This window comes from Brevibacillus nitrificans (genome assembly GCF_003710965.1).
Lineage (GTDB): Bacteria > Bacillota > Bacilli > Brevibacillales > Brevibacillaceae > Brevibacillus > Brevibacillus centrosporus.
Genome location: NZ_RHHU01000007.1, coordinates 70,791 through 96,620 on the forward strand (window position 1 = coordinate 70,791; position 25,830 = coordinate 96,620).

The 25,830-nt window shown below is 52.2% G+C and carries 22 protein-coding genes; 4 read left to right on the forward strand and 18 right to left on the reverse strand.

The window, feature by feature from the left end; genetic code table 11:
- Window positions 1–54: 54 nt before the first annotated feature.
- The 4 genes from EDM59_RS12865 to lplA all read right to left on the reverse strand — a co-directional run bounded on the left by EDM59_RS12865 (window position 55) and on the right by lplA (window position 5,560).
- Window positions 55–2,118 carry an alkaline phosphatase family protein gene (locus EDM59_RS12865; protein ID WP_122923955.1) on the reverse strand — a complete coding sequence of 688 codons (2,064 nt, stop codon included), beginning with the start codon at window positions 2,116–2,118 and terminating at the stop codon, window positions 55–57.
- 540 nt (window positions 2,119–2,658) lie between these two features.
- Entirely contained in the window at window positions 2,659–3,810 is a 1,152-nt protein-coding gene (locus tag EDM59_RS12870) for an ABC transporter permease (protein ID WP_246011025.1), read from the reverse strand.
- 2 nt (window positions 3,811–3,812) lie between these two features.
- Window positions 3,813–4,550 (reverse strand): ABC transporter ATP-binding protein, encoded by a 738-nt coding sequence (locus EDM59_RS12875; RefSeq protein WP_122923957.1) that lies wholly within the window; start codon window positions 4,548–4,550, stop codon window positions 3,813–3,815.
- Between the two features lie 17 nt (window positions 4,551–4,567).
- A complete protein-coding gene (lplA, locus tag EDM59_RS12880) occupies window positions 4,568–5,560 on the reverse strand; it encodes a lipoate--protein ligase (RefSeq protein ID WP_122923958.1) in 993 nt (330 codons plus the stop codon).
- 420 nt (window positions 5,561–5,980) lie between these two features.
- Between lplA and EDM59_RS12885 the strand changes: the two genes are divergently transcribed.
- From EDM59_RS12885 to EDM59_RS12895, 3 genes are all read left to right on the forward strand, one after another.
- Window positions 5,981–7,738 (forward strand): methyl-accepting chemotaxis protein, encoded by a 1,758-nt coding sequence (locus tag EDM59_RS12885; RefSeq protein ID WP_122923959.1) that lies wholly within the window; start codon window positions 5,981–5,983, stop codon window positions 7,736–7,738.
- A 172-nt stretch (window positions 7,739–7,910) separates the two neighbouring features.
- Window positions 7,911–9,668 (forward strand): methyl-accepting chemotaxis protein, encoded by a 1,758-nt coding sequence (locus EDM59_RS12890; RefSeq protein WP_122923960.1) that lies wholly within the window; start codon window positions 7,911–7,913, stop codon window positions 9,666–9,668.
- A gap of 138 nt (window positions 9,669–9,806) precedes the next feature.
- Window positions 9,807–10,517: an ArsR/SmtB family transcription factor gene (locus EDM59_RS12895; RefSeq protein WP_122923961.1), complete on the forward strand. Its 711-nt coding sequence runs from the start codon at window positions 9,807–9,809 to the stop codon at window positions 10,515–10,517.
- 4 nt (window positions 10,518–10,521) lie between these two features.
- Here the strand turns inward: EDM59_RS12895 and EDM59_RS12900 are convergent, their stop codons facing one another.
- The 10 genes from EDM59_RS12900 to EDM59_RS12945 form a co-directional block, all read right to left on the reverse strand.
- Window positions 10,522–11,418, reverse strand: a complete 897-nt coding sequence (locus EDM59_RS12900) for a DMT family transporter (RefSeq protein WP_122923962.1) — start codon at window positions 11,416–11,418, stop codon at window positions 10,522–10,524.
- Between the two features lie 88 nt (window positions 11,419–11,506).
- On the reverse strand, window positions 11,507–11,965 hold the full coding sequence (locus EDM59_RS12905) for a hypothetical protein (RefSeq protein ID WP_122923963.1): 459 nt from the start codon (window positions 11,963–11,965) through the stop codon (window positions 11,507–11,509).
- Window positions 11,966–11,995: 30 nt separating this feature from the next.
- Window positions 11,996–12,691, reverse strand: a complete 696-nt coding sequence (locus tag EDM59_RS12910) for a response regulator transcription factor (RefSeq protein WP_122923964.1) — start codon at window positions 12,689–12,691, stop codon at window positions 11,996–11,998.
- A gap of 6 nt (window positions 12,692–12,697) precedes the next feature.
- Window positions 12,698–14,143, reverse strand: coding sequence for a sensor histidine kinase (locus EDM59_RS12915; RefSeq protein WP_122923965.1), 1,446 nt, complete (start codon window positions 14,141–14,143; stop codon window positions 12,698–12,700).
- 114 nt (window positions 14,144–14,257) lie between these two features.
- Window positions 14,258–15,127 (reverse strand): hypothetical protein, encoded by an 870-nt coding sequence (locus EDM59_RS12920; protein ID WP_122923966.1) that lies wholly within the window; start codon window positions 15,125–15,127, stop codon window positions 14,258–14,260.
- A 186-nt stretch (window positions 15,128–15,313) separates the two neighbouring features.
- Window positions 15,314–16,303 carry a FecCD family ABC transporter permease gene (locus tag EDM59_RS12925; protein WP_122923967.1) on the reverse strand — a complete coding sequence of 330 codons (990 nt, stop codon included), beginning with the start codon at window positions 16,301–16,303 and terminating at the stop codon, window positions 15,314–15,316.
- Window positions 16,300–17,292 (reverse strand): FecCD family ABC transporter permease, encoded by a 993-nt coding sequence (locus EDM59_RS12930; protein ID WP_122923968.1) that lies wholly within the window; start codon window positions 17,290–17,292, stop codon window positions 16,300–16,302. Before EDM59_RS12930 ends, EDM59_RS12925 begins: the two co-directional genes overlap by 4 nt.
- A 75-nt stretch (window positions 17,293–17,367) precedes the next feature.
- Window positions 17,368–18,360: an ABC transporter substrate-binding protein gene (locus EDM59_RS12935; protein ID WP_122923969.1), complete on the reverse strand. Its 993-nt coding sequence runs from the start codon at window positions 18,358–18,360 to the stop codon at window positions 17,368–17,370.
- A 110-nt stretch (window positions 18,361–18,470) separates the two neighbouring features.
- On the reverse strand, window positions 18,471–19,325 hold the full coding sequence (locus EDM59_RS12940; protein ID WP_122923970.1) for an AraC family transcriptional regulator: 855 nt from the start codon (window positions 19,323–19,325) through the stop codon (window positions 18,471–18,473).
- 177 nt (window positions 19,326–19,502) lie between these two features.
- A complete protein-coding gene (locus EDM59_RS12945) occupies window positions 19,503–21,551 on the reverse strand; it encodes a penicillin-binding transpeptidase domain-containing protein (protein ID WP_122923971.1) in 2,049 nt (682 codons plus the stop codon).
- Between the two features lie 222 nt (window positions 21,552–21,773).
- Between EDM59_RS12945 and EDM59_RS12950 the strand changes: the two genes are divergently transcribed.
- Window positions 21,774–21,959 carry a class I SAM-dependent methyltransferase gene (locus EDM59_RS12950; protein ID WP_221176052.1) on the forward strand — a complete coding sequence of 62 codons (186 nt, stop codon included), beginning with the start codon at window positions 21,774–21,776 and terminating at the stop codon, window positions 21,957–21,959.
- Between the two features lie 88 nt (window positions 21,960–22,047).
- Here the strand turns inward: EDM59_RS12950 and EDM59_RS12955 are convergent, their stop codons facing one another.
- The 4 genes from EDM59_RS12955 to EDM59_RS12970 all read right to left on the reverse strand — a co-directional run bounded on the left by EDM59_RS12955 (window position 22,048) and on the right by EDM59_RS12970 (window position 25,808).
- A complete protein-coding gene (locus EDM59_RS12955; protein ID WP_122923972.1) occupies window positions 22,048–22,746 on the reverse strand; it encodes an FHA domain-containing protein in 699 nt (232 codons plus the stop codon).
- Between the two features lie 196 nt (window positions 22,747–22,942).
- On the reverse strand, window positions 22,943–23,827 hold the full coding sequence (locus EDM59_RS12960; RefSeq protein WP_122923973.1) for an alpha/beta fold hydrolase: 885 nt from the start codon (window positions 23,825–23,827) through the stop codon (window positions 22,943–22,945).
- Between the two features lie 20 nt (window positions 23,828–23,847).
- Window positions 23,848–24,807: an ABC transporter ATP-binding protein gene (locus EDM59_RS12965; protein WP_122923974.1), complete on the reverse strand. Its 960-nt coding sequence runs from the start codon at window positions 24,805–24,807 to the stop codon at window positions 23,848–23,850.
- Window positions 24,804–25,808, reverse strand: a complete 1,005-nt coding sequence (locus tag EDM59_RS12970; protein WP_122923975.1) for an ABC transporter ATP-binding protein — start codon at window positions 25,806–25,808, stop codon at window positions 24,804–24,806. The genes EDM59_RS12965 and EDM59_RS12970 overlap by 4 nt, the downstream gene beginning before the upstream one ends.
- Window positions 25,809–25,830 lie beyond the last annotated feature (22 nt).

A 25,830-nucleotide genomic window follows, 5' to 3' on the forward strand; every position in this document is an offset into this window, starting at 1 on the left:
AGGCTTGCGTCCTGGAATGAGGAGCGCAAGCCTTTTTGCTGCATATGAAATGCTTTATTGTTCTTCAAACAACCCTTTTGGAATTTGGGCATCCCAGTTTTTCGGGATATCGAGTCGCAGAGCGCGTGCTACTACCGCAGCCGTATCCATATTTCTTACCTGAGACAGCTCGGTTCCCGGTTTGATGGAGGCACCTTTGGCTGCCCAGAAAATAGTCTGCTCCTCCTCAGACGAACCACCATGCCCTGTACCTTTACCGCCGTGATCCGTGGTAACGATGACCAAGGTGTCCTCCATCAGCCCCGTCTCTTCCAATGCCTGGAGGATAGCTCCCACATTTTCATCCTCTTTTTGGAGCTGTTCATAAAATTCCGGTGTGAAATAGCCGTGATTGTGTCCAGCTCCATCGACTTCATCGAAATGAACGAAGATGCTGCGGGCGTTCTTTCCTTCTTTTTGGATGTAATCGACCACTTTTTTGGTCGTATCTCGATCGTTTCCACTGTTTTGCTTGACCGCACCAGCGGAATCCTCAATGATCCCGATGTTGATGGAGCCCCACGTAGCGAAGGACGCTTGCGCCAGCTTTGGACGCTCTTGCTTCAGCAGCTTCATGTAGGACGGGTACGCGTTTTTCTCTGGATAAGGATTCGCTGCTACGATATCGTTCGTCAATTCATGCTTCTCTGGTGTGACACCGTGCAGAATCGCTCCCCAGTTTTGCGCACTGATCGTGGGCAGCATCGATTTGGCTTCAAAGGTTCCCGCGCCTTCTTCCATCAGCTTCAGGATATTCGCAGCATTTGCCTCCGGGTTCTTCACAGCGTCGCCTGCTCCATCAATCCCAATGACCACAACCCGCTTGTAAAGGAACTCATCCTGATAAGGCGCCAGCTTGTTGCTCATCATTTTCAGGTCTTTTTTGTCTACCTTTTTGTCGTTGTTGATATCCGCAGTCTGCGCTTTTGCCCAGAGCTTATCTCCCGATCGGCTGCCCTGGTATTTTTCAATAATCGTCAGATCATCCTCGCTAAGTAATCCATCCCCTGATACGTCAATCGCGTTGGTCACCGTGACATCGGCTTTCGCTGTTTTGCTGCCATCGACGGTTTTCACCGTGATTTTTGCTTTTCCTGGCTTGCCGGCTACAACCGTTGGGCGGCCATCCACCATGACGATCTTGGCGACTTCTTTATCGCTGCTGCTCCATTTCACATCTTGGATGGATGCCTCCTTTGGAGCGACTATCGCCGTTATCGGCATCGTTGCGCCTGTCTTCAGATTCAGCTTGGTCTGATCCACCGACACGCTCTTCACCGGAATTTTAGGAGCACTGGCAAATACACTTGCAACCTCTTTCGCCGTCACTGTACGAGCCAAAATTTGCATTTGGTCTAATTGAACATCGTAGCGGCTTCCGAAATGGTTTCCGGCTCCGTCCAATCCGATCTTGGTAGTGAAGCGGGTATCGATCGTGCCCTTGGATTTGCTGATGTCAATCGTCTGCGCTACCTTTCCATCGAGGTAGATCGTCGCCAGTCCATCCCGATCATGGGACACGACTACATAGTGCCAGACATCATTTGCCACATTTGCAATAGTCGCATCCAGGCGAGAGCTCTCGGATGTCCGCCAATTCCATTTCAGCGTAGAGCCTTGCAGACCGATGAACCAGCCCACATTTCCGCCGCTTGACCAGTCTTTATTGGAGATAATGCCGGGATCTGCATCCACACCAGGAGACTTCACCCAAAAGGAAACGGTGAAATCCTGTTCCGCTCCAAACTTCAATTTATCATTCTCACCTAGATCAACCCAGGTTGCATTGTCTTTGGACGTCGATTGGAAGTGAACGGCTTTGCCCAATCCTGCTCGACCTTGTGTATACTTTGGTTTTCCGTGAACGTCTACAGGATAATGAGCGTCGGAGCCATCCTCGATTTTGTTTTCAAACAGGAATCGATAGAGTTGCTTTTCAGGTGAAAGTTCTTTTACCGTCGTCTCTTTTGCATGAACAGTTGCATTCAGATACGGGGCTTGTCCAACTACGCCGCCCGTCATCAGAGTCGTAGCGGTCAAAAATGCAGCAAGCCCTTTTTTGCCGAGGACTTTTTTCATGATTTCTCTCCTCCTAGATTCTCCCTTTTTCTACCTGGTAGATCTTCTCGCCGAGCTCATATGGTAGGATACCAATCCTCCCTTTCCTCCTGCCTCATTGCATGTGGGCTGGAATGTTTTCCTAAATTGATTGTAGAAGTGTAATGTTAAGCTTTCATGAAACCCCAAAGTAAAAACAGTAAATTTGATATTAATAACACATACAAAGGCTTCAAATCGCAACAAAACACATATTTTCTACCTACAACCAGGGGCCTAACGAAATGCTGTCGCTAGGGATTCAGACATAAAAAAGCTGCCTGCCGAAGAGACAAGCTGCCTTACCTTTGGATGATGGAGGAAGAATGAATGGTTGGATTTGCTTCGGTCTTTACATTTTCTTTACAGGGGAAGGACATTTTGTGCGCACCTCCCACACGAGAATGCTTCTTTGCCTTAGCGGATGTCGCCGAGCAAAAGCGGCTATTGCACACCTTGCCCAATGCCCCATGACAAAGAGGCTTGACTACGCAACTGCTAGCCAAGCCTCTTGCCCGATCTTTAGAACCACCATTTCCACACGGCGAGTCCTATCAAAAGATTCACGGCCCCTTGCACGAGCAAAAGTACCCGTCGCACCCATACGGCCGCTGCCTTCCTCTGCTCTTCGTTGATAGGCAACAAGAACGTCTGGCTGCGATGGCGTGCCTGTCCGCCCATTCCTTTCAGCTGACTTGCCGACATCAGGAGAAAGACCGCGATGACCGCCAGCTTCCCCAGCGCTCCAGGCAGAATCAAGATCAAGAGAGAGCTGATCACAACCAATCGCAAGTAAATACCCGCGAGATCGCCCGATCGCAAAAACAGCTTCACGTACAGAGTCCGTGCCGCATTCGCTTTTCCATAAGGAATGAGCTGCGCTGTCCACAGCAGCCACCTGCGCGGTTTGACTCGCAGCTGCAGGGACGGGACATCCCGAAACTGATTGGCGATCTGGTAAAACCGCAGGCGCAGTCTGTTTTCCATCTCCAAAAACATATACCACTGATATCGATGGCGTTTTGCGATGGACTGGACACGAATCATAAACCAGACAAGCAGCACCATCCAGACAACGGCACCATACGGGACGTGCTGGTAAGCAAGAAAGCTTCCCTGGCTGAGCATCCATGCGAGCACGTAATACGTCAGGATAAATCGCGCCAACGTGAAGCGGCTTTGGCGTTTCTTGTCCGGCAGGCGCAAAATGATCCAGCTGCTGTACACATTCCAGCCCTTGAGGATCAACGGCACTCCCCAATACAGCCAGCTCTGTGCGCCTGTCATCCCAACCTTTCCTTGATACACAGGCAAAAACAGCAACAGAACGAGAAACAGCCCGATACTTTGGACCACAAAATTATAGACCTGCGTCTTTTGAAAATACCGATCCATTTTGGTCTCAGCAGGCGTCAAAAAGATCAGGTCCGCCTCTAGCAAAAAGGTCCGATGCGGCGTTTTCGTCACCAAAAAGGCAAATACCAGGGCAAGCAAATACGGGACGGGAACCCACGAAGGAATCGCCTGAACGAGACTCGGGTAGTAGTAGGCCAATAGCCCGCAAAGAAAGACGGCGACCATGAGCACGCCTCCATTTGCCATATACTGACCGTAGCGGATTAGCTCAGTGGAAAACCGCTGCATTCGTTCGCGAAACAGCGCATCTACATCCATCTTCATTCTTCCTCGACCAAGTGCAAATAAATATCGTCCAGCGAGTGCCCCGTCATTCCCGTGGACTGGCGCAGCTCATCCAGCGAACCCTGCGCTTTGATCCTGCCTTTATGCAAGATAATAAAGCGGTCGCAATACTTCTCCGCGGTAGCCAGAATATGGGTGGACATCAATATGCCTGCCCCCTGCTCTTTGCAGCGCGCAAGCCAAGTCAGCAGCGTGCGGATTCCCAGCGGATCGAGCCCGAGTATCGGCTCGTCTACGATGTAGAGCGAGGGCTGGACCATCAGTGCCATCATAATCATCAGCTTTTGGCGCATTCCTTTGGAAAATTGCTGCGGAAACCGATCCTTCGCTGCTTCCATGCGAAACTCTTTGAGCAGCGGGAGCGACCTTTCCTCCCATTCCTCTTTGGACAGGCCGTGACTCATCGCCGCCAGCTCCAGATGCTCCCACAGCGTCAATTCCTCATAGTAGATAGGAGATTCCGGGATGTAGGCGTACGCGTGACGATACGAATCCGGATCATCGAAAAAGGTTCTTCCCGCTATGCTGATCTCCCCTTTTTGAGGCTCCAGCAATCCCAATATATGTTTGATTGTCGTGCTCTTCCCGGCACCATTCAAGCCAATCAGCGCAACAATCTCGTTTTTTTGAATACGAAAGGAGACATCCTCGATTACTGCATGGCTAGCCGAATAGCCACCTGTGATCCCTTTTACTTCCAACAAGGCTGACATGGTGCCGCCCCCTTTCCTTATCCAAACAGCAGGGACACAAATGCCTCTTGCTCCAGATTGCCAAAGAACGCTCGGAGGTCGGTGTCGGCAAGTGCACTTGCCACTGCTTGACGATCATACGGTATTTCTCGAAGCAGCGCCTCCAGCTCCGCTACATCTCTTACCCCGAAGAAGTCTCCGTAGATTTTGGCCGTCTGAATGCGCCCCTTCTCAATATCCAGCTGCACTTCGATCGTGCCGATGCCTTCGAAGCGCTTGGTGGCGCGATAGTTGCTCTTTGGCGATTTTCCGTAGTTCCAATCCCAGCTTTGATAGCGCTCGCGGGACAGCTCGTGAATCTTCTCCCAGTCCTCTTCAGTGAGCTTGTATTCCTCGACTTCTCCGCCGCCGAAAATGGAATGCAGGATCGCCACACGGAACTCCTCGATCGTCATGTCCCGCTCCAAAAATTCGGTAATATTGGCAACGCGGCTGCGGATGGATTTGATCCCTTTGGACTGGATCTTTTCCGCATTTACCTTCAACGCCGATACGACATTCTCCATTTCCGAATCAAACAGGAGCGTCCCGTGGCTGTACATACGTCCCTTGGTAGAGTATTGTGCATTGCCGGAGATCTTTCTCTCGCCCACCTGGATATCGTTGCGGCCAGTGAGCTCGGCTTCGACTCCCAGCTCTTTTAATGCCTGTACGACTGGCTCCGTAAATTTGCGGAAGTTGTGAAAGGACTGGCCGTCGTCGTTGGTAATAAAGCTGAAGTTGAGATTGCCCAGGTCATGATAAACCGCTCCCCCGCCAGACAATCTGCGGACGATGTGGATGTTGTTTTCCTTTACGTATGCAGCGTTGATTTCTTCGATAGTATTTTGATTTTTTCCGATGATGATCGAAGGCTCGTTTATATAAAAGAGCAAGTAGTCATCGCTCGCCGGCAGCTGTTTCAGTGCGTATTCCTCGATGGCCAAATTGATTCGGGGATCCGTAATTCCTTGATTATCAATAAATTTCATCGGATACTTCCTCCATCCAAAAAACGTTCTTTTCTCCATCATACCATTTCTACTAGCCATTCGCTTCCTTGCAGAAGCCGTGCGATACATTCACGACGCAGCCTAATAGATTTCAAGCTTTGCTGGAAATCACTTACCCACTTTCCCGCCGCCTTTTCCCCCCTGTTACAGCACTTGAAAGCTGGATTATCATACGTTTTCTAGTCCCCGCACAAACGGACGATATAAGCGTCTTCTTATGTAACAATTCACTAAACTCTCACTGAGGTTCTGACGATAAGAATAAATGACATCATAAGACTTCTTCTTCTGCTGAACGCTCGATTGTGCCCTTATTCTTATGTCGCTACGCATTCATTCAGCTCAGAGACTGCATTATGATGAACAAAATTTGCGAAGAAGGATACGAGGTGAATCAGCATGAAGGCAGGAAAAAAAGCCGGTTTTTTTTCATTTCGCTACAAACTGATTATCATGTGCTTGCTGTTACTCGCAGTACCCAGTATCGTCATTGGATTGAAAAGCTACTACTCCGCTACGGCCAATCTCAATGATCTAGGGGCGCGTTCGCTGAAGAACAACGTCAAGCTGACCATTGAAATGATTGATGCCCTCCATAAATACGTCGAAGCAGGCAAAATCAGCCTGGAAGACGCGCAAGAACAGGTGAAGCAGCACATTCTCGGACCAAAGCAAGCCGATGGTACGCGCCCGATCAACCCCAATATTGACGTGGGTGCCAACGGCTATTTGTACGTCGTTAGTGAAACAGGAACCATGCTGGCCAACCCTTCTTCTGAAGGCCAAGAAACCTGGGAGCGAAAAGGAGCTGATGGCACGCTTTTCATGCAGGACTTGATCAAACAAGCCATCGCTGGAGGCGGCTATACGGTCTATCAATTGGAGGACAGCCAAAAACCAGGCACCTATCAGGAAAAAGTCGCTTATGCCGAGATGGATCCGCATTGGAGATGGATCGTTGCCGCTTCTACGTTCGTAGATGACTTTAATGCTCCTGCCGACAAGGTTTTGGCTGACATGCTCCTGATTCTCGGAATTTCCCTCATAGCCGGAGTTATCGTCACCTGGATTTTTGCAGTCCGCTCTACCAAACCGCTTGTCTCCATGGCTTCTTCCGTCAATCGTGTAGCCGAGGGCGATTTGACTGTCGAGCCGCTGCAAGTAAAAAGCCGGGATGAGATCGGACAGCTTGCCCATGATTTTAATTCCATGACAGCCAATCTGCGCGGACTCATTTCTCATCTGGGAGAAAACGCGGAGCAGGTCGCAGCCACCTCCGAGCAGCTGACAGCAAGCGCTGAACAAACGAGCAAAGCAACGGAACAAATCGCTGTCACCATGCAGGAAGTAGCCGCTGGCACGGATGAGCAGGTTCGCACTGTCGAAGATACCGTGCAGACGATGAACATCATGGCTGGACGACTCCAGCATATTTCCGCCAACAGCGAACAAGTATCCTCTACCGTAGAAGAAGCCTCACAAGCAATCACGAGCGGAAATCAAGCCATCCATACAGCTGTTGCCCAAATGAGCTCGATCAGCACGACTGTAAACGGGCTGGCTTCCTCTATCAAAATGCTCGGTCAACGCTCGGCAGAAATCAGCAACATCATTCAAGTGATCACGTCCATTGCCGAACAGACGAACCTGCTGGCTCTCAATGCTGCGATCGAAGCTGCACGTGCTGGCGAGCATGGCAGGGGCTTTGCTGTCGTTGCCGACGAGGTGCGCAAGCTTGCGGAGCAATCGGCCCAGTCCACCAAGCAAATTACGGAACTGATCGCTTCGATCCAGAACGATACGAACCAAGCCGTCGAAGCGATGGAAACAACGACGACTGAGGTTGCCGCAGGAATCGAGGTCGTAAACGTTGCGGGACATTCCTTCCAGGAAATCTTGAGCAGCATTCAGGCGGTTTCCCAGCAAATTCAGGAAGTAACAGCGGCTACTGTGGAAATGAATGCAGGTGCCGAACAGATCACCCACTCGATCGAAGGCATTGCGAGCACGGCAGAAACGACTGCGTCTGGTACACAAAACGTCTCTGCTGCAGCCGAAGAGCAGCTTGCCTCCATGGAAGAAATCACCTCATCCGCTGGCTCTCTCTCGCAAATGGCCGAGGACCTGCAAGCGCTGGTCCAGCAATTCAAAGTATAGGAAGCCTTACAAGAAACTGTCTCCTGCTAGCACTTCCCTTCTAGCACAGGCAGTTTTTTTATACCCATTTTTGTATATATTAATTATTTTCTGACTTCATTTTTCACTCTCTATTGTCGATATATTTCGTAGAACCACAACAAAAGAATCAGCAAGGTAGGTGTTCTTTATCATGGGAGTCAAAAAACGCACTCGTACTTTTTCTCTACGCTCCAAGCTTGTCCTCATGTGTCTATTTCTGTTGGTGATCCCGAGCCTGGTCATTGGGGTGCAAGGCTATTGGTCCGCCAATAACAACCTCAACGAGCTGGGAGCACGCGCTCTGAAAAACAACGTGAACTTCACCATTGAGATGATCGATTCGCTGCAAAAGTACGTTGAGGAAGGGAAAATCAGCCAAGAGGAGGCCCAGGAGCAGGTCAAAGCCCATATTCTCGGTCCAAAACAGGCGGACGGCACGCGTACGATCAACAAAAACATCGACGTGGGTGAAAATGGGTACATTTTTGTCTTGAGCGATAAAGGCTCCATGCTGGCTTCCCCTAAGATGGAGGGCAAGGAATCCTGGGATGCCAAAGGGCCTGATGGCAGCCTGTTTACCCAGGAAATCATCGGAAAAGCGGTGAACGGCGGCGGCTACACCCAATACCAATGGGCGTCCGTAAACGATCCAAACGTCCTGGCTCCGAAAATCACCTATGCGAAGCAGGACCCGCACTGGGGCTGGATCATCTGTGCGGGCACCTACATGGAGGATTACAACAAACCAGCCAAAATGGTGCTGTACAATCTGCTGCTCTTCTTAGGTCTATTCATCCTCATCGGCGTTATCATCTCGTGGATTTTTGCCAGTCGAATCGCAAAGCCGATCAAAGCGATGGCTGTATCCGTACGAAGAGTGGCAGCCGGTGACCTGACGGTTGAAAAAGTCGCTGTGCAAAGCCGGGATGAAGTCGGACAGCTCGCTACTGACTTCAATGACATGACGGAAAACCTCCGTGGTCTGATCCAACGAGTAGGGGCGAGTGCCGAGCATGTGGCGGCTACCTCTGAGCAGCTGACAGCAAGCGCCGAGCAAACCAGCAAAGCGACCGAGCAGATCGCTGTCACCATGCAGGAAGTCGCCACAGGTACAGATGAGCAAGCGCGCACTGTCGAGCAAGCCTCTGAGACGGTCACCGGCATGTCGACTCGTCTGCAGCAAATCGCGGCCAGCACGGAGCAAGTGTCTGCCACAGTGAAGGAAGCTTCGCAAATCATCGCCCAAGGAAATCAAGCGATCGGGACGGCTATTACCCAGATGAGCTCGATCAGCGACACTGTTGGCGGATTGTCTGCCTCCATTCAAATGCTTGGGCAGCGCTCTGCTGAAATCAGCAAGATTGTCGAGGTCATTACTTCGATTGCGGAGCAAACCAACCTGCTTGCGCTGAATGCTGCGATCGAAGCGGCCCGTGCAGGAGAGCACGGCAGAGGGTTCGCCGTCGTTGCGGATGAAGTACGCAAGCTCGCGGAACAATCCGCCCATTCTACCAAGCAAATTACCGGGCTGATCGCAGCCATTCAGGATGAAACGAACCATGCCGTAGATGCCATGGGAATCACGTCAGCAGAGGTAGCAGCAGGTATCGATATCGTCAACGGTGCCGGACAGTCTTTCCACGAAATCCTCCGAGGCATTCAAAATGTCACCGCCCAGATCCAGGAAGTGACGACCGCCACCTCGGTCCTGAGCTCAGGTGCCGAGCAAGTCGTTCACTCCATCGATGTCATCGCGCATACAGCGGAATCCACTGCCTTTGGCACACAGAACGTCTCTGCTGCAGCTGAGGAACAGCTGGCTTCGATGGAGGAGATCTCCTCCTCTGCTGCGTCTCTATCCCAGATGGCAGAAGAGCTGCAAGCTTTGGTGCAGCAGTTTAAAGTCTAGATTTACGCCAAACAAAAGGCTGCCTCATCGGAAAGTATTCCGGTGCTGGCAGCCTTTTTCGTCTTCTCACTGGCTTGAAAGACAATTACATTTCGTTTATGATCGAATTATCATTGCAATCCAAGGAGGTTATGTGAGATGAGTTCTGTGCCTAATATCGGTGAGGTCGCTTCGTTGATCGGAGAACCATCCCGGGTCGCTATGCTGCTCTCTTTGCTGGGTGGCAAATCGCTGCCCGCCAGTGAGCTTGCGCGTGCGGCACGCATCACGCCCCAAACCGCCAGCTCCCATTTGTCCAAGCTCGTCGAAGGTGGCCTGTTAGTGAATGATTCCTACGGCCGTCACCGCTATTACCGTTTGGCCAACGCAGAAGTCGCGCACGCTCTGGAAGCATTGCTCGCCATCGCAACTCCGAGGCCGATCCGCTCTCTGCGCGAGGCCGATCAGGTCCGTGCCATGCGCTTTGCCCGTACCTGCTATGATCATTTGGCGGGGGAAGTAGGCGTTGCGCTGACGGATCAGCTGCTCTCTCTGCAGATGATTGAAGAAGCGGATCAGGAATTTGTCTTAACGGAAGCAGGGAGACAAAAGCTGCAAAGCCTCGGGGTCGATGTGGAATTCAGTCCCAAAAGCCGCCGCCGCTTCGCCCGCCCCTGTCTGGACTGGAGCGAGCGCCGTCACCATTTGGCAGGTGTGCTCGGTGCGTCCTTGACCAATCGCTTGTTTGACCTCGGCTGGATCGAACGACTGCCGGAAGGACGTGCGGTGCGCCTCACTCCTGCCGGGATAGCTGGGCTCTATGAACAGTTCGGAGTAGACATTTCTCAAGGAAAGGAATCCGTACACTAACCGTTCATCCCGCCCGGTCACTTTGAGCTGCACTAGGCTGCAATTGCCTTTTTGCTGAAAACGTCCAGTTTACGAGAAAGATACCTGCGAAAATAAGCAGCCCACCTGCGTAAACATGCCATTGCACGACTTCATCCAGAAGCAGCCAGCCAGACAGCACGCCAAAGAACGGGGCGAGGAACAGGAAGGCACTGGTCCGCCCCGGGTCTCCCTGGTTCAGCAGATAGAACCATGTGGCAAACTGGACGATCGATGCCATGATTGCCAGCCAGAGCACGATGAACACCGAGGTTGGCGTGACGATCAGCTTCGGCACCTCCAGCGTGACCCCCATGATGAGCAGCACGATTCCTCCCGCCAGCATCTGATAGGCCGTCATCACCCACACGTTGAAATGAATGCCCCATTTCTTCACCAGAATCGTGGCAATCGACCAGGAGATCGCGGAGCCAATGCCAAACAAGGTCCCTGTTTCCCATTGCAAATGCGATCCGAGCGTAATAAAGACACCTGCAATCCCGACCAACACCCCCGCCCATTGGCTGAAACGATACCGCATGCCGAGGAAAACCGTTCCCCAGATGACGACCAGCAGCGGATTCATGAACGTCAAAATGGAAGACTCGCCAGCCGTGATGGTACGCAGGCTCAGAAAGATGCAGCCCATGACCGCTGCCGTTTGCAAAAAGCCGATGAGACCGACCTTCCCCCATTCTCCCAGCGTTGCCGGAAGGGGCTTTTTCCGCACCCACAGCGCCATGAGCAATCCGGCGAGCGTAAAGCGCATCCCTACCAAAAGCAGTGGTGAAACATACGTCAAACCAATCTTTCCAATCGCAAATGAAGATCCCATCAAGGACGTTGTCACCACGACCAAAATCGCAAACAAAATTGGATTCATCCCTCTCGCTCCCATCTCTCTCGTCCGGTTGTTGCTCTCATCATACCTGATAATTATTTCGATGGGAGACGAAGCATGAAAGAGAAAGCTACTTGGGTATTCTTTTTCCCCAAGGCTTAAATACGGACAGCAGAAAAATAGCAGCTAGCGAAATGATCTGCAGGATGATCCCGATCAAGAGCATATCCCCGTTTCCTCCGTGAAGCGCTCCAGCCGTCCAAACGTACATCCCGATAGGTCCGAGAAGGATTGCTACAACAGACAGAGCCTCCTTGGCAAGAATCCAGTGATAACGCAGGAAGCCCCAATGGGTAAAAGCCGACAGAAGAATGCCTGTCACCAGCGTCCCAATCGTCGATGCGCGGACAGAGCTCGCGGATAGGATATGCATGACCGTATAGCAAGCCTGAGCGACCTGTGAATCTCCAGTGGTTCCGGCAACAATACTCAGGACCAGAAAAATGACCGCCCCTCCCAGCATGATCGCGGAGAAGATCACGTGAAGCAGCAGCAGCCACTTTTTCTGCGTCATGCTGATTGTCTTCATCTTTTACACCTCCCGAGCTGCTGACTTTCTTTACAGCTGAAAACGATAACCGACACCCCAGATTGTCTCGATATACTGGGGATTCGAAGGGTCTGTCTCGATTTTTTCCCGAAGCTTGCTCACATGAACGGTTACGGTTGCATTGTCTCCGTACGCATCCATCCCCCATATCTTTTCAAACAGCTCATTTTTGCTAAACACCCAGTTGGGATGAGACGCCAAAAAGAGCAGCAGATCGTATTCCTTGCTGGTCAAAATCGTCTCTACCCCATTTACGAATACCTTTCTCGCGAGCTTATCGATGCGGATTCCGCGTATTTTGAGCTCTTCTGCAGGCAGCTTCCGCGTCTGATCTGCAAGCAGCCGGTCGTAGCGGGACAAATGCGCTTTTACGCGGGCGACCAGCTCTCCCAAGCTGAACGGCTTGCTGATATGATCATCTGCACCCAGACCCAGGCCGCGGATTTTATCGACATCCTCCTTTTTGGCGGAGACGAGCAGGATCGGGATGTTTTTGGCTTCTCGCACACGCTTGCATATTTCAAAGCCGTCCACTCCCGGCAGCATCAAATCGAGCAGGATCAGATCGTACTCCTCCGTCAGCGCCTTTTGAAGCCCCAGATCGCCGGTCATCGCGACCTCCACCGCATAGCCGCTCGCTTCCAAATAATCCTTTTCCACCTCTGCGATGACTGGATCATCCTCAATGATCAGAATAGGTCGCAAACCCGTTCACCCCTTGCGTCTTGGTATGGTCATGCAAATGCTCGTTCCCGCGCCAATCTGGCTCACCGCTGTCACGCTGCCCCCGTGTCCCTCGATGATTTGCTTTACGATCGCAAGCCCGAGTCCGCTTGCGCCCTTCGCTGTGTTGCGCGATGGGTCCGCCCGATAAAAGCGGTCAAAAATATACGGGAGCGCTTCTGGCTCGATGCCTGACCCGTTATCCTCGATTGCGATCATCACGTTCTCGTTGTCATGGGAAAGCGTCAGACGAACTCTCTTTTCCGTTTGATGCAGGTACTTCAAGCTATTGTCGATCACATTCATGAACACCCTCGCAAGCTTTTCGCGATCGGCCATGACCAGAACGGGCGACAGCTCGGGCAGGCTGCAGCTCACATCGACATCCTCCAAGCGCGGGTCAAGCTGCAACTCCTCCGTAAAATCCTTCAAGAAAGCCGCCATGTCCATCTCCTCCCAATGGAAAGGAAGCTTCCCCTGGTCCAGCCTGGAAAACAGAAACAGCTCGTCGATCAGCCGGTTCATCTGCTCGGATTTGATCCCGATCATTTTCAAATACTTTTCCCTTTTTGCTTCAGAATCGGCAATGCCGTCCGTCATCGCCTGCACGCACGCCTGAATACCGGTAATAGGTGTCTTGAGATCATGCGAGATACTGGCGATCAGCTCTTTGCGCTTTTCTTCATACTGCAGCTGCAAACGAATCGAGTCGTGCAGTCGTACCCGCATTTCTTCAAAGGCATCGCCCACTTCGCCCAGCTCATCCTTTCGATTCAGCCGAAAGGATCTCTCCAGGTTCCCTTCTTTGATGTCTCCTGCCACCCGCTTTAAGGCATTCAAAGGCTTGATGATACTGCGGGAGACGAGATAAGTCAGAAGCCCGTTCGTCAGCACGATGATGACCAAAAGCGACAAAACCAGCGACAGGATAAAATTTCTTCCCAGGGACAGCAGGGGCTTGTTGTCAGTAAGGAAATAGGCTATGCCTGCACTCTGATCCTTGTAGGTAAATGAGAGGGTCTCGACGCTCTTCTCTTTTCTCCATGACCACGGCCTGCTATCGTTATCCCACGCCCCTGTCATGAGCTGCTCCAGCTCTGGCTTGCTGACTGTGGGCGATGCATGCACGACCGCTCCCTTTTTCACAAGTACAACGGCCGCCTGTAGTGGACCCAGCTGACCGTCCACGCTCTTCAGTACGTCTGGGTCCAGCAGACGGTCGGGATCGTGCTGTGCCATGAACTTCACGCCTGCGAACACCTCGCTCTGCTCGTTGAACAGATTGGCGAAAGGAGGTCCGCCACGATCTATGCCCCCTCTTTCCATATCGCCAAAAAAGAACGTAGCCAGCGTCGATGCCGTCAATCCGAACAAGACGACAGGTACGACAATCATGGCGAGATAGGATAGCAGAAGTCTGGTCTTGATAGACATGGCGTTCATTCCCCTCCTTTACTAGCGCAGCAAAAACTCCCACATTTTTCCGATTGGTGCCGTACAAGCATTATACTATACAGCCTCGGCGGACTCACCCGATCTGAAGTCTCGCTACTTCCATACGGGATGCTGCCACTCCTCCAGCGTTTCTACCTGCTTTCCCGTCAGATCGACGTGCTCTACCTTCGTTTGGGAATAGCCGCTGAGAGCTACGTCTACTTTCAGGACGAGCTCATGCTTTTCCCCTGCCGCGTCACTCCCCGATACGTGGATCTGGGCATCCTGGCTTTTTATCCGGTTGTCCGCGTCAATGCTGGCATGAAAGGATACCTGTTCGACATCAACATCCCCTTGCAGAGCAGGCAGGCTGATTTTTGCTGGTGCGTCCTGCTTGTGCTCCGCAATCTTGGCGAACAGCATCGTCGCTGCTTTGTCTGCAAATATAGGAAGCTTATCCTCTGTCAGCTCCAGGCTGACTTGCTTGCTCCCATCCGGCAGATTTTCCACGGTGGAAAGCTCACGAATGTTACCCAGCGCAATGTTTCGGATGTGCTCCACGATCACCGGCGGCTCTGCATGCTCGCGTTCAAAGCGCCCTGTCGCCCCGTTCTTTTTCTCCAGAATGCGGTACGTGTCGCTGCCGTCTGTTTTGACGATCACCTTTCCGTCCTCTCGATAGGCTTGAAAGCTCTGCTCTTTTTCACCGAGAATGTCTTGGATGACACCGGACACGCTCGCTTCCTGCTTCTCCCGATCGACCTTTGCCTCACCGCTTACGTGGATCAAGTCCTTGCCGTTGTCCGTAATACCCACGCTGACATGCGCCGTCAGATTCGGTTCTGTTTTGGTATGCTTCATCGCTGCCTGATACGCTGCCAGTCCGGAATTGTCCGCTTGCACGGGCAAACCGGCTCCCCACAGCACGATCGCACCCAGTCCGACACTCAATCCGATGCCCCACCCTTTTTTCTTCATGGTCATTCACCGCCTCATTAGGTTCAGCGCCTTGCTTGGAAGGCCCTGAACAAAGAATAGCCCCTAGGTCTAAACCGCCTCTAAATCAAATCTAAAAAAAGGCTAAAGTCTTTTCCGTTTGGAGATAGAGGGGAGGAAAAAAGAGAAAAAACCAGCCAAAACCCGTCATTGCAACGAGCTTGGCCAGCCTGTTTACGAGAAGCTATTTTTTCTTTCGCGAGCGATCAGAAACAAGAAGTACGGCGCTCCGATGATTGCCGTCATGATGCCGACGGGCACTTCCATCGGGGGAAGTATGCCTCTGCCGATGCTGTCTGCCACGACCAAGAGCAGCGCACCGATGAGGGCAGCGACGGGGGTTAGCAATGTGTGCTGACCGCCAACCAGTCTGCGGGCGATGTGCGGGGAGAGCAGTCCGACAAAGCCGATAGATCCAACGACTGCGACACATGCTCCTGCGAGAGCGACAGACGTAATCAAAAGCAGGACGCGCAAACGGTCTACCCGCTCTCCCAGGCCTTCTGCCACGTCATCACCGAGCGACAATACATCCAGCTTACGTGACAAGAGCAGTGTCAATGGCATAAAGACAAGCAGCCAGGGCAGGACGGCCAGTACGTGCTCCCAGCCCCTCCCCCACAAGCTTCCAGCCATCCAGAGCAATGCGGAATTCACGTCGCCTGGATTTTTGACCATGAAATATTGAATGCCGGCCTGACAGATGACACCAATGGCAATCCCCACGAGAGCCAAAGTCGATGGCTGGACGCTGCGCCGTCTCGTATACAGATACAGCACGAGGGCTACCACTGCTGCACCTCCAAATGCCGCCAGTGGCAAGAGAACAGCAGGCGACTTCGGAAACAGGAAAATAACAATAGCCGCAGCTAATCCTGCTCCCTTCGTGATCCCGATGACATCGGGGGAGGCCAGTGGATTGCGGATCATTCCCTGCAAAATGACGCCAGATACGGCTAGCCCTGCTCCTGCCAGTATCCCAAGCACAACACGAGGCAAGCGGTACTGCCCGATAATAAACATCTGGTTTTTCGTTCCTGTCCCGAGCAATGCCTCCACGACCTCACGCGGTGAAATAAACACAGCTCCCGTGCCGATGCCGATTATCGCAGCGATCACGAGCAATACCAGCAGGAGCGGCACGATCATACGTCTGCGCATCATGCACCTCTCCTTTCTTTACTGACCAGATAGAGAAAAAAAGGAGCACCTAAAAGAGCGGTGACGATACCAACGGGAGACTCGTACGGATACGCGATAAAACGGCACAAAATGTCTGCGACTACCAGCAGGACGGCCCCCGCCAAAGCAGTTAGCGGCAGGTACATGCGTGTCTGTGCGCCAACCGCATAGCGGACCAGATGAGGAACCATCAGTCCGACAAAGCCGATTGGACCTGCCACCGCTACCCCTGAGCCGGCCAGGACGATGACGATGACACCACATACAAGGCGCACACGCATCACATTTTGCCCTAGATTTCTGGCTACGTCTTCCCCCATTTTCATCACGCTGATTGACCGCGACATGAGAAACGACAGCAAGAGTCCTGCAACTGCCCACGGAAAAACACGCTGAATGTCTGTCCAGTCGGCACCATCGAGCGAGCCAGCCAGCCAGAATAGCACCTGATCCGTCGAGTGCTGATGAAACAGGATAAAGGCTTCGGTAATCGAGGACAAAAACAGATGCACTGCCGTTCCTGCCAAAGCCAGCTTGACAGGTGTCATCCCTCCCGCCGATCCCATGGAAAAGACGGCAAACCCGCCCAAAATCGCGCCGCCAAACGCCATCAACGCAAAGTACGGCATCGGCAGATTCGGCAGCAAGACTAGGCTCGCTACCACCGCCATGGAAGCACCCGCATTGACGCCAAACGTCTGAGGCGACGCGAGCGGATTTCCCGTCATCGCCTGCATGATCGCACCTGCAACTGCGAGACTCGCCCCGATGATCGCCGCCAACAGTGCACGCGGCAGGCGAAGCGTCGTCACGATGATATGTTCCTTGGAGCCGGATGAGTCAAATAAAGCCGACACAGCGCTCCCCAGCCCCATATCGGTCCACCCTACCGAGATACTGCCAGCAAGTCCGAGCAAAAGCAGAATGATTGCTCCGATTGCTATGACTCCAGCCTTTGCGGCTCCCTTCATCCGATTCATCCCTCCTCCCAGAAAAAATGACGGGATCGGTGCTTGACGTATGCACCCATCCCGCTCGCTTGTTTTTTATTTGCCAGACAAAAGCGTGATCGCCTCTTGTGCACTCAATTCCGAACCGATCAGGCCGCGTGACAGCGCCCATTTGTTGCGGGACACTTCAAACACCTTCCCGTTCTTCACCGCGTTGATTTGGTTCCAGAGCGGATTTTGCTTCCACTCATCGACGATCGTTTTTTCTTCTGTCTTCATCAGGAAAAGGACATCTGGATTGAGAGCCACGAGTTGCTCCAGGTTGGTTTTCGGATACGCCTCTTCGCTCTTCGCCGCATCATGCATACCGAGATACTCCATGAGGGAGCCGGCATAGGAAGCGTTCGAGTGAGCGAAGAAGCCGGTAGGGTTGACAACCGCAGGCAGTACCTTCAGTTGTGCATCGCCTTGGGGAAGCTTTGCCTTGACTTCGGCCAGCTTGGCGTTATGCTCTTCCAAACGTTTCTTGCCCTCGTCCGCTTTGTTCACCGCTTCTGCAATGACCATATAGTTTTTCAGCATCTGCTCATAGTTGGCTTGGTGATCGTTCAAAACAACTGTTGGCGCGATTTGCTTGAGCTTGTCGTAAACCGCTTTGTGCTTGTTCAAGTCAGCGATGATCAGATCCGGGTTCAGGGAGCTCAGCAGCTCGATATTCGGTTCGTAACGGGATCCAACCGATGTGTATGTACCGATCTTCTCTTTTACCTCAGGGACGATGAGGTTCGCATCGTTGTCATCTGCCATCCCGATTGGCTGAATGCCAAGCGTGACCAATGCATCCGCAAACGAGAAATCCATGACGACAATACGCTGTGGCGTACCGACAATCTCTGTCTCCCCCATCTCGTGCTTGACGACCCGTTTTTCATCCTGCGCTGGCTGGGCTGCGGCAGGCGTCGCCTCAGAGGTGGAAGCAGGAGCATTCGATGCGGGCGCTGCATTCTGATTCGATGCCCCGCAGCCTGCTAGAAGCCCAGATAAAGTAAAAAGCATAAGGAAGCCGAGTAAAACCTTTTTTGATCTCATGATGACAGGATCCCCCTAACTAGATACCACTCTATCGAAATTGAAAATCATTTTCAATAAGAATTATATCCAGCGTCCCCTGCCCATTCCATGCAGTTTTATGCTCACTTTCATGAATTATCTTGTCTGACTTGCGACTTGATGTACTCCGATGGCGACAGTCCTACTACCTTTTTAAACATCTTGCTGAAGTAGAACTCGTCGTTGTAGCCTATACTCTGTGCCACATCCCGCAGACGACTCGCCGGTAAAAGCAGCAGCACCTTTGCCCGGCTGATTCTTAGGCTCGTGATGTAATCGGACAGGCTTACCCCTTTCAGCGTCTTGAACATCCGGGAGTAATAGCTTGCGCTGACTCCTGCCTTGCTCGCCAAAATTTCCAACGACAGATTCAGCATGTAGTGCTGCTCCACGTACTGGATCGTTTCTTCGATGCTGCCCAGCGTATCTTCCCGTTTTTCGATCGAGGCCATGTCCTTGACCAAGATATAAAGGATTCGCTCGAACAGCAATCGCTGCCGAAACTGCTCGTCCTCTTTTTTGGATACAAAGCTTTTCTGGAGCTCCTCCATCAAATGAAGCACCTGCGAATGGCTTCGTACCCGCAAAGTCCCCGCTAACGGAAACGCGCTTTCGCCCCGGACAAATTGGCGGTCGTCCAAGGCTATGCCACTCTCTTCCTTCCAGGAGCAGAAACCGACCAAGAAATACTCCAATTCCTTCTCGCGCTCCGCAGCTAGCTCGACCGCCTGGTAGGGCTCGATAAACGCTATATCGCCCGCCTCGACTCGAATGCTTGCTTCTGCGATTTGCAGCTTTCCTTTTTGTTTTTTGATAAAGGCGATTTGATGATACGGCTTCGGTTCGAGAAAAAATGCTTTTTCATCCGAGCACACTCCATGAAAAACCGTTGAGAGGGAAAAAATCATCTGTCTCAACTGTCGGTATGCTTCACTGGCAATCATGATTCTTCCTCTTTCCTTGATGAGATTGTCTGCCGCCGAGCTATCTTGTCTCTCTATTATACTGATTTTTTGATAGGCAGCTCTCTTCTTCTCGTACAAAACCCAACAGAAAAAGCCGCCCTTGCTCATGGTTCATGCGAGCAAAGACAGCCTTCGTCCTGTTTTCTTTTCTCTTTCTTAGGGCAGGGCCTGTGAAAAGATCCGTTTGACTTTGGAGTCCAGCACATGACTGCCACCGCGCCCACGGACATCCTCTACCATCATCACGAGCAGGAGTCTGGGATCATCGACATTGAAAGCTGCGTACCAGCCATTTTCACGCCCAAGCTCGCCCTTCTTTTGCTTGAGCTCAGCTGTACCTGTCTTCCCCGCAAGCTGATGACCGGCGACACGCGCTCCTCTCCCTGTTCCCCGCGGATCCTCCATGACTTGCAGCAAATCCTGCCCAATGATCTGGGCACTTTCTTTCGTCATGACGTTCTGCTTCCAGAATGGCTCATGCTGCTCCCCCTGGATTAACGAAGGATAGACCATGCTGCCATCGTTTACGTAGGCACTGTATACCAAGGCGAGATGCAGCGGGGTCATCGTCACTTCCCCTTGACCGTAGCCTGAATCCGCCAGTTGAATCTCGTTTCTCATTTCTGCGTTCGTCAGCTTGGATCTTTCTACTGGAAAAGGGATCGGGATCGCCTCTCCAAAGCCAAATTCGGTTGCCTGCTGCAAAAAGGGATCCTCGCCGATCGCCAGTGCCGTCTGCGCAAAATAGATATTATCGGAATAGACGAGTGCTTTTCGCAGATTGACCGGAGCTTTGTAGTCACTGACACGCGTAACTTCGTAATTCCCCCATGATGAATCCTTTTGCCAGTGCAGCCCTGCGATGCTTCTCTCCTCTTGCGTCGTGATCGCGCCGGTGTCGAGACCAATCGCTCCCGTAATCGGTTTAAACGTCGATCCTGGAGCATAGCTGTGCGCAAAACGATTGAGCAGTGGCTTCTGCGGATGGGTATTCAACTCGTTCCACTCCGTCGATGACATGCCGAGAACAAAATCGTTCGGATCGTAGGCTGGCGTACTGACCAGCGCGAGGATATCCCCCGTCTTGGGATGAATAGCTGCGGCTGTACCTGCCTCCTGCTTGATCTGTTCGTAAATCTCTTTTTGGAGCTCGGCATCAATGGTGAGCTTCACGGTCTCCCCGTTTTTTGCGGGCTTTTCCCCAATGAGCTTTTTCTCGATTCCTTCTGCATTCAAAATCGAGATTCGCCCACCTGCAGACCCTCTCAAACGCTCCTCGTAGATTTGCTCCAGTCCTACCTTGCCGATTCGGTCAGAGGATATATAGCCTTGTTCTTTTCGTTTCTCTAGTTCCTCGGCACTGATCGCGCCTGTATAGCCGATCAGATGTGCCATTGCTTCCTTGTAGGGGTAGTACCTCACTTGCTTCTTTCTGAGGACGATTCCTTTGGTACCCGTCAGTTGAAAGAGTCGTTTATCGTCCTGCGCCAGTGTCGCAATCCGGATAAAGGTACTCTTCGCGGCAGAGCTTCCCTTCAAAAAGCCAGCTAATTCCTCTGAGGAAAGCTGCAGGATGTCACCTACCTGGCTTTGACCGGCTTGCGGTAGCTCGCTCCATTCGCTAGGATCTACGCCTACTTCCACAACGACGCGATTGGTTGCCAGTGGTCGACCTGCACGATCCACGATTTCACCGCGCTTGGGTGCCACCGTAGAAGCCCGCACTTTGTCCCCATCCTGCATGTCCGGCAGCAGGAAAGACGGATTCCACATGACATACCAGCCTTCCTTACCGTTTTGCTGCTCCTTCACCAAGGTCGCTTTCCCTGTGAAGGCGATTGGGTCTACAAAGGTCTCCATGCTGAAACGATAGTGCAGCTTGATGGTCCCATCTTCATCTGGCTCGAGTGGACCGTTGTACAAGGGCTCAACCGTGACGTGACTCGCCTCGATCCCCTCATAAATATTTTGATAGCGCAAGATAAACTGCTCTTTTGTCATTTGCTGTTTGGTCTTAGCCGAAAGCTGTTCGTACATCTGTGCAAACTCTCCGTTTTGCCAGTGAGCCGTGTACGCCGAAAACATCTCTTTTGCCTTTTCTCCCTCTCGCTGCGGGCTGTCCTGCCACAGGCTCCAATAGACTACGCCAAATCCCGCCAAGACGACCACGAAGACCGTCCAAAACCATATCCATGTCTTTCGCACTAGGATCTTCTCCCTTCCCATTCCCCAAGATAATATAGAGGCATTGGAAAATATATGGAGAAATCCTCATGCACCCATATAAGCAGGATCATAAAGGTGTGATATGATGTTGAATATTCAGACTACGAACGATACCTGGAGGAAGATGGTCATGAAAGAGCTGGAGCTCAAACTGGACTATAGCTGGGTAGCAAATGCAGAAAGCTCGTCACGAATCAAGCCGTGCGGGACGAAATCATCCGTTATCGACCGAGCAGAGTCCTCGATGTAGGCTGTGGGGAAGGCTGGCTGGCACGCACTCTCAACGAGGAAGGCATCGATGTGGTAGGAATCGATGGCAGCCCTGCTCACCCCGCATGGCGTGCTGATCCTGCAAACGCTGCATCCTTTTTCCGCTATGCAAAATGACCGCTACGAGGACGGCTGGCGTGAAGAAACCTTCAGGGGTATGGGAGAAGGGTATCGTTCACCGATGCACAAAAAAGGAGGCTCATCCTCAGCCTCCTTCTTCCATTTCCCACATATAGCCGTAGCGAGGGATGGTCGTGACGTTTTCGCCGTAACGCCCCAATCGCTTGCGGAGCCGGTAGACCAGCGCATTGATTTCAGCCTTGCCCACATCGGGAATCGTTTTGTCCGAGCCTGCCAGTCTTTCCGGCCAGATCAGGACCATGATTTCCTCGTAGCTTACTGCCTGATTGGCCCTTTGGTACAGAAGCATCAACAGGTCCATGTCTTTTCCTGTCAGATGAAGCCGTTTGCCGTCCAGACGAATTTCCCGTCGCTCCAGATTGATCAGCAGCCCGGGCAATTCGGATGCCGCTTGCATCATGGGCAACGACAGCTCGCGAGTCGCATCCAATTCGCTCCCTTCCGCGAAAAAGATCAGCTCAACGGCTCCTTTCGCCAGACTGATATGGTCCCCATGCCGCAGCAGCTGCGGCGTATCGTAAACGTCCACTCCATTGACTTGTGTACCATGCTTGCTTTGCAAATCCGTAATGGCGAACAGCTCACCCATCTTTTGCAACAAGGCATGCTTTCTGGATACGTACAAGCTGGAGAAAGCGATGTCTGGCTGAAATTGCGTCCCGCGGCGTCCAATCGTGTAAGCGTCCTTGGACAAGAACTTTCGCTTGTGCAGCTGGTCAGGATCGCCTTTTTTAATCAATATATAGGCACTGTCGTCCAACAACGTGCATCACCTCAAAAAAACGAGTTGGCAATCTTACATTCTCTTATTTATATACCTCTACCGCCAGATTTGTCTATTCTATCATAATCACCTGGTAGGATTGTAGGTTTGCCAGTCCTCTTGAGCAGCAAGTCTTTTTCATGCAAAAACTCCCGTCGATGGCAGGCACCGCGGGAGCTTTGAAAGTTTCCTTATCCTACACGATTCTTCTTTGAACAAAATCCAGCACCGTCGCTACGTAATGGGCATGCTCGTCTTTGATGACGCTATGACTGCTGTTCTCAAAGATGACCAGTTCGCTTTCCGGTATCAGACTTGCGATTTCCTCAGAGTCCTCCACAGGGGTAATCCAGTCGTGTCTTGCCCCCATGACGAGTGTTGGCACGTGAATGGAAGAGAGCTTGTCGCGCAGGTCAAAGGTCTTTAGGAATCCGCCGAACCCTTCATTCAATGCCTCGAAGCTGCGGTTGGAACGCGCACGTGCATCCATCGCCGCTTTTCTCTCCTCTTCATTCGGATCGGCGTTGTGCGTCACCGAGTACATCGGCGCCATCAATTCATAAAACGAGGAAAGCTGCTCCTGAGATGAAAATGCCCCCTCCCACAATACCTGGGCGATTGCTTTCATCTCTTCTGTGCCCTTCTGCTCCACTATTTTTTGGGCCTTATGCAAAAACTCGTAGCTTGGCGACGTCGTCAAAAGCAGCAGCCCTGCCACATTGTCCGGGTAGCGCAAAGCATATGTCTGCGCAACCATCCCCCCATAGGAATGTCCGTGCAGGATGATTTTGTCCAATCCCAGATGCTTGCGCAGTGCTTCAATATCCTCCACGTTGTTTTCGAGCGAGTACGACTTCTGCGGTCCTTTTGCTGAACGCCCGCTCCCCCGGTTATCGATATAGATGAGCTGCATCTCCTCCGCCAGCGGAGTCAAGCCTGGCTTGTAGCCCGTGTGATCCCCTCCCGGCCCCCCGTGTAGGACAAAGCAAACCGGCTTCTGACGCAGGATCGGCCCATCCGGTACCCATCCCATTCCTTCTACATCAAAGAAAATACGCGTTCCGTTGATATTCGCATACATGCGCTACATCTCCTCGCTTCTTATGAGTACAGATGGCATTTAACCATTTGTCCGAGTACGTATGTTTCTTTGGGTTCTTCTGTCCTGCAAATATCCATGCACGATTGACAGCGGGGATGAAAGCGGCATCCCTTTGGCGGACTCGCCGGAGAAGGCAGATCTCCCTGTAAAATGATGCGTTCTTTCTGTTCATCCGGGTCCGAGATCGGGATGGCGGAAATCAGCGCTTTCGTATACGGATGGAGTGGATTTTGGAACAGCTCTGCCTTGCCCGCAAGCTCGACAATCTCTCCCAAATACATCACAGCCACCCTGTCCGATATGTGCTCAACGACGCCCAAATCGTGGGAAATGAAAATATACGTCATGCCGAACTGTTCCTGAAGGTCCTGCAGAAGATTCAATATTTGTGACTGAATGGACACGTCCAGAGCGGACACAGGTTCGTCCGCCACAATCAGCTGGGGACGCAGCATCAACGCTCTAGCGATTCCGATCCGCTGCCGCTGTCCCCCTGAAAATTGATGGGGATAGCGATCCAGATGGGAGGGGTTCAAGCCTACGATATGTATCGTCTCTTCAATTAATGCTGCCCGCCGCGCCTTCGGGACGTTTTGCGCGATCAGCGGCTCCTCCAGGATACGGCGAATGGTCAGCTTGGGATTTAACGTAGCAAAAGGGTCTTGGAACACCATCTGCAGCTGGCTTCGCATCGCCCGCATTTCTTTTCCCGCCAGCTTCGTCAAATCTTTTCCCCGATACCAGATTTCACCTGACGTAGGCTCCAGCAATCTCAGCAGGCAGCGGCCCGTCGTCGATTTTCCGCAGCCTGATTCCCCCACAATACTCAACGTCTCTCCCTCATGAACAGTCAGATTGATTCCATTTACTGCCTGCACATACTCCGTAGGTTGAAACCAGCCGCTTTTTGCGGCGAAAAGCTTTTTCAATCCTTTTACTTCCAGAATCGGTTTCGTCACGGGATGCTCCTCCCCTCTGCCGGCACAAGGTCATCATGCAGCCAGCATCTGCAAAAGGAGCCATCCTGCAAGGTCGTAAGGGCAGGACTCTCTTGGTGGCAGATCGGCATCGCCTCCGTGCATCTTGCAGCAAAACGACAGCCTGTAGGCCATTCACCCGGTGAAGGGACATTCCCCGAAATGGCATACAGCCGCTTTTCTCCCCGAGAGTGATGGGGCACAGAACGGATCAGTCCTTTGGTGTAAGGATGCTTGGGATGGCGCAGCAGCGTACGGACATCCGCCGACTCGATGACTTGACCTGCGTACATGACCAGCACGCGATCGCACATTTCCGCGATGACGCCAAGGTCATGGGTGATCAGCATCACAGACATCCCCGTTTCCTTGCGCATCTCACGGATCAGCCCCAGCATCTGGGCCTGAATCGTCACGTCGAGGGCAGTCGTAGGCTCATCGGCGATAAGCAGCTGCGGACGGCAAGCCATCGCCATGGCGATCATGACACGCTGCCTCATTCCGCCAGATAAACGATGCGGGTACTCGCCGTAAATCTCTTGAGCGCGTGGAATTCCCACTTGGGCAATCAGCTCGATGACACGACGTTTTCGCTCCTCTTGTCCGAGAGAGGTATGCAACTTCAGCACTTCTCCGATTTGTCTGCCGATGGTCAGCACCGGATTGAGGGAAGTCATCGGTTCCTGAAAAATCATCGCCAGCCGATTGCCGCGAATCGTCCGCATCTCTTTCTCTTCCAACTCCAAAATATCTTTTCCTTCAAACAGGACACTGCCTGCGACCACTTTCCCGTTTTTGCCCAAAAGCCGCATGATCGACAAGGAGGTGACGCTTTTCCCACAGCCAGACTCCCCGACAATGCCCAGCGTCTCACCTTTTTGCACTGAAAAGTCCACCTGATCCACGACTGTAACTGCTTTTTTGCGGGCGGAAAATTGGGTGGTCAAGCCCTTTACCTCCAGTACGGGCGGTTGGCGTTTCATTTGGCACCTCCAATCCGCAAGT

Coding starts and splice junctions, on each gene's coding strand:
- EDM59_RS12865 (WP_122923955.1), bottom strand. CDS start 2,118: ATGAAAAAAGTCCTCGGCAAAAAAGGGCTTGCTGCATTTTTGACCGCT.
- EDM59_RS12870 (WP_246011025.1), bottom strand. CDS start 3,810: ATGGATGTAGATGCGCTGTTTCGCGAACGAATGCAGCGGTTTTCCACT.
- EDM59_RS12875 (WP_122923957.1), bottom strand. CDS start 4,550: ATGTCAGCCTTGTTGGAAGTAAAAGGGATCACAGGTGGCTATTCGGCT.
- lplA (WP_122923958.1), bottom strand. CDS start 5,560: ATGAAATTTATTGATAATCAAGGAATTACGGATCCCCGAATCAATTTG.
- EDM59_RS12885 (WP_122923959.1), top strand. CDS start 5,981: ATGAAGGCAGGAAAAAAAGCCGGTTTTTTTTCATTTCGCTACAAACTG.
- EDM59_RS12890 (WP_122923960.1), top strand. CDS start 7,911: ATGGGAGTCAAAAAACGCACTCGTACTTTTTCTCTACGCTCCAAGCTT.
- EDM59_RS12895 (WP_122923961.1), top strand. CDS start 9,807: ATGAGTTCTGTGCCTAATATCGGTGAGGTCGCTTCGTTGATCGGAGAA.
- EDM59_RS12900 (WP_122923962.1), bottom strand. CDS start 11,418: ATGAATCCAATTTTGTTTGCGATTTTGGTCGTGGTGACAACGTCCTTG.
- EDM59_RS12905 (WP_122923963.1), bottom strand. CDS start 11,965: ATGAAGACAATCAGCATGACGCAGAAAAAGTGGCTGCTGCTGCTTCAC.
- EDM59_RS12915 (WP_122923965.1), bottom strand. CDS start 14,143: ATGTCTATCAAGACCAGACTTCTGCTATCCTATCTCGCCATGATTGTC.
- EDM59_RS12920 (WP_122923966.1), bottom strand. CDS start 15,127: ATGACCATGAAGAAAAAAGGGTGGGGCATCGGATTGAGTGTCGGACTG.
- EDM59_RS12925 (WP_122923967.1), bottom strand. CDS start 16,303: ATGATGCGCAGACGTATGATCGTGCCGCTCCTGCTGGTATTGCTCGTG.
- EDM59_RS12930 (WP_122923968.1), bottom strand. CDS start 17,292: ATGAAGGGAGCCGCAAAGGCTGGAGTCATAGCAATCGGAGCAATCATT.
- EDM59_RS12935 (WP_122923969.1), bottom strand. CDS start 18,360: ATGAGATCAAAAAAGGTTTTACTCGGCTTCCTTATGCTTTTTACTTTA.
- EDM59_RS12940 (WP_122923970.1), bottom strand. CDS start 19,325: ATGATTGCCAGTGAAGCATACCGACAGTTGAGACAGATGATTTTTTCC.
- EDM59_RS12960 (WP_122923973.1), bottom strand. CDS start 23,827: ATGTATGCGAATATCAACGGAACGCGTATTTTCTTTGATGTAGAAGGA.
- EDM59_RS12970 (WP_122923975.1), bottom strand. CDS start 25,808: ATGAAACGCCAACCGCCCGTACTGGAGGTAAAGGGCTTGACCACCCAA.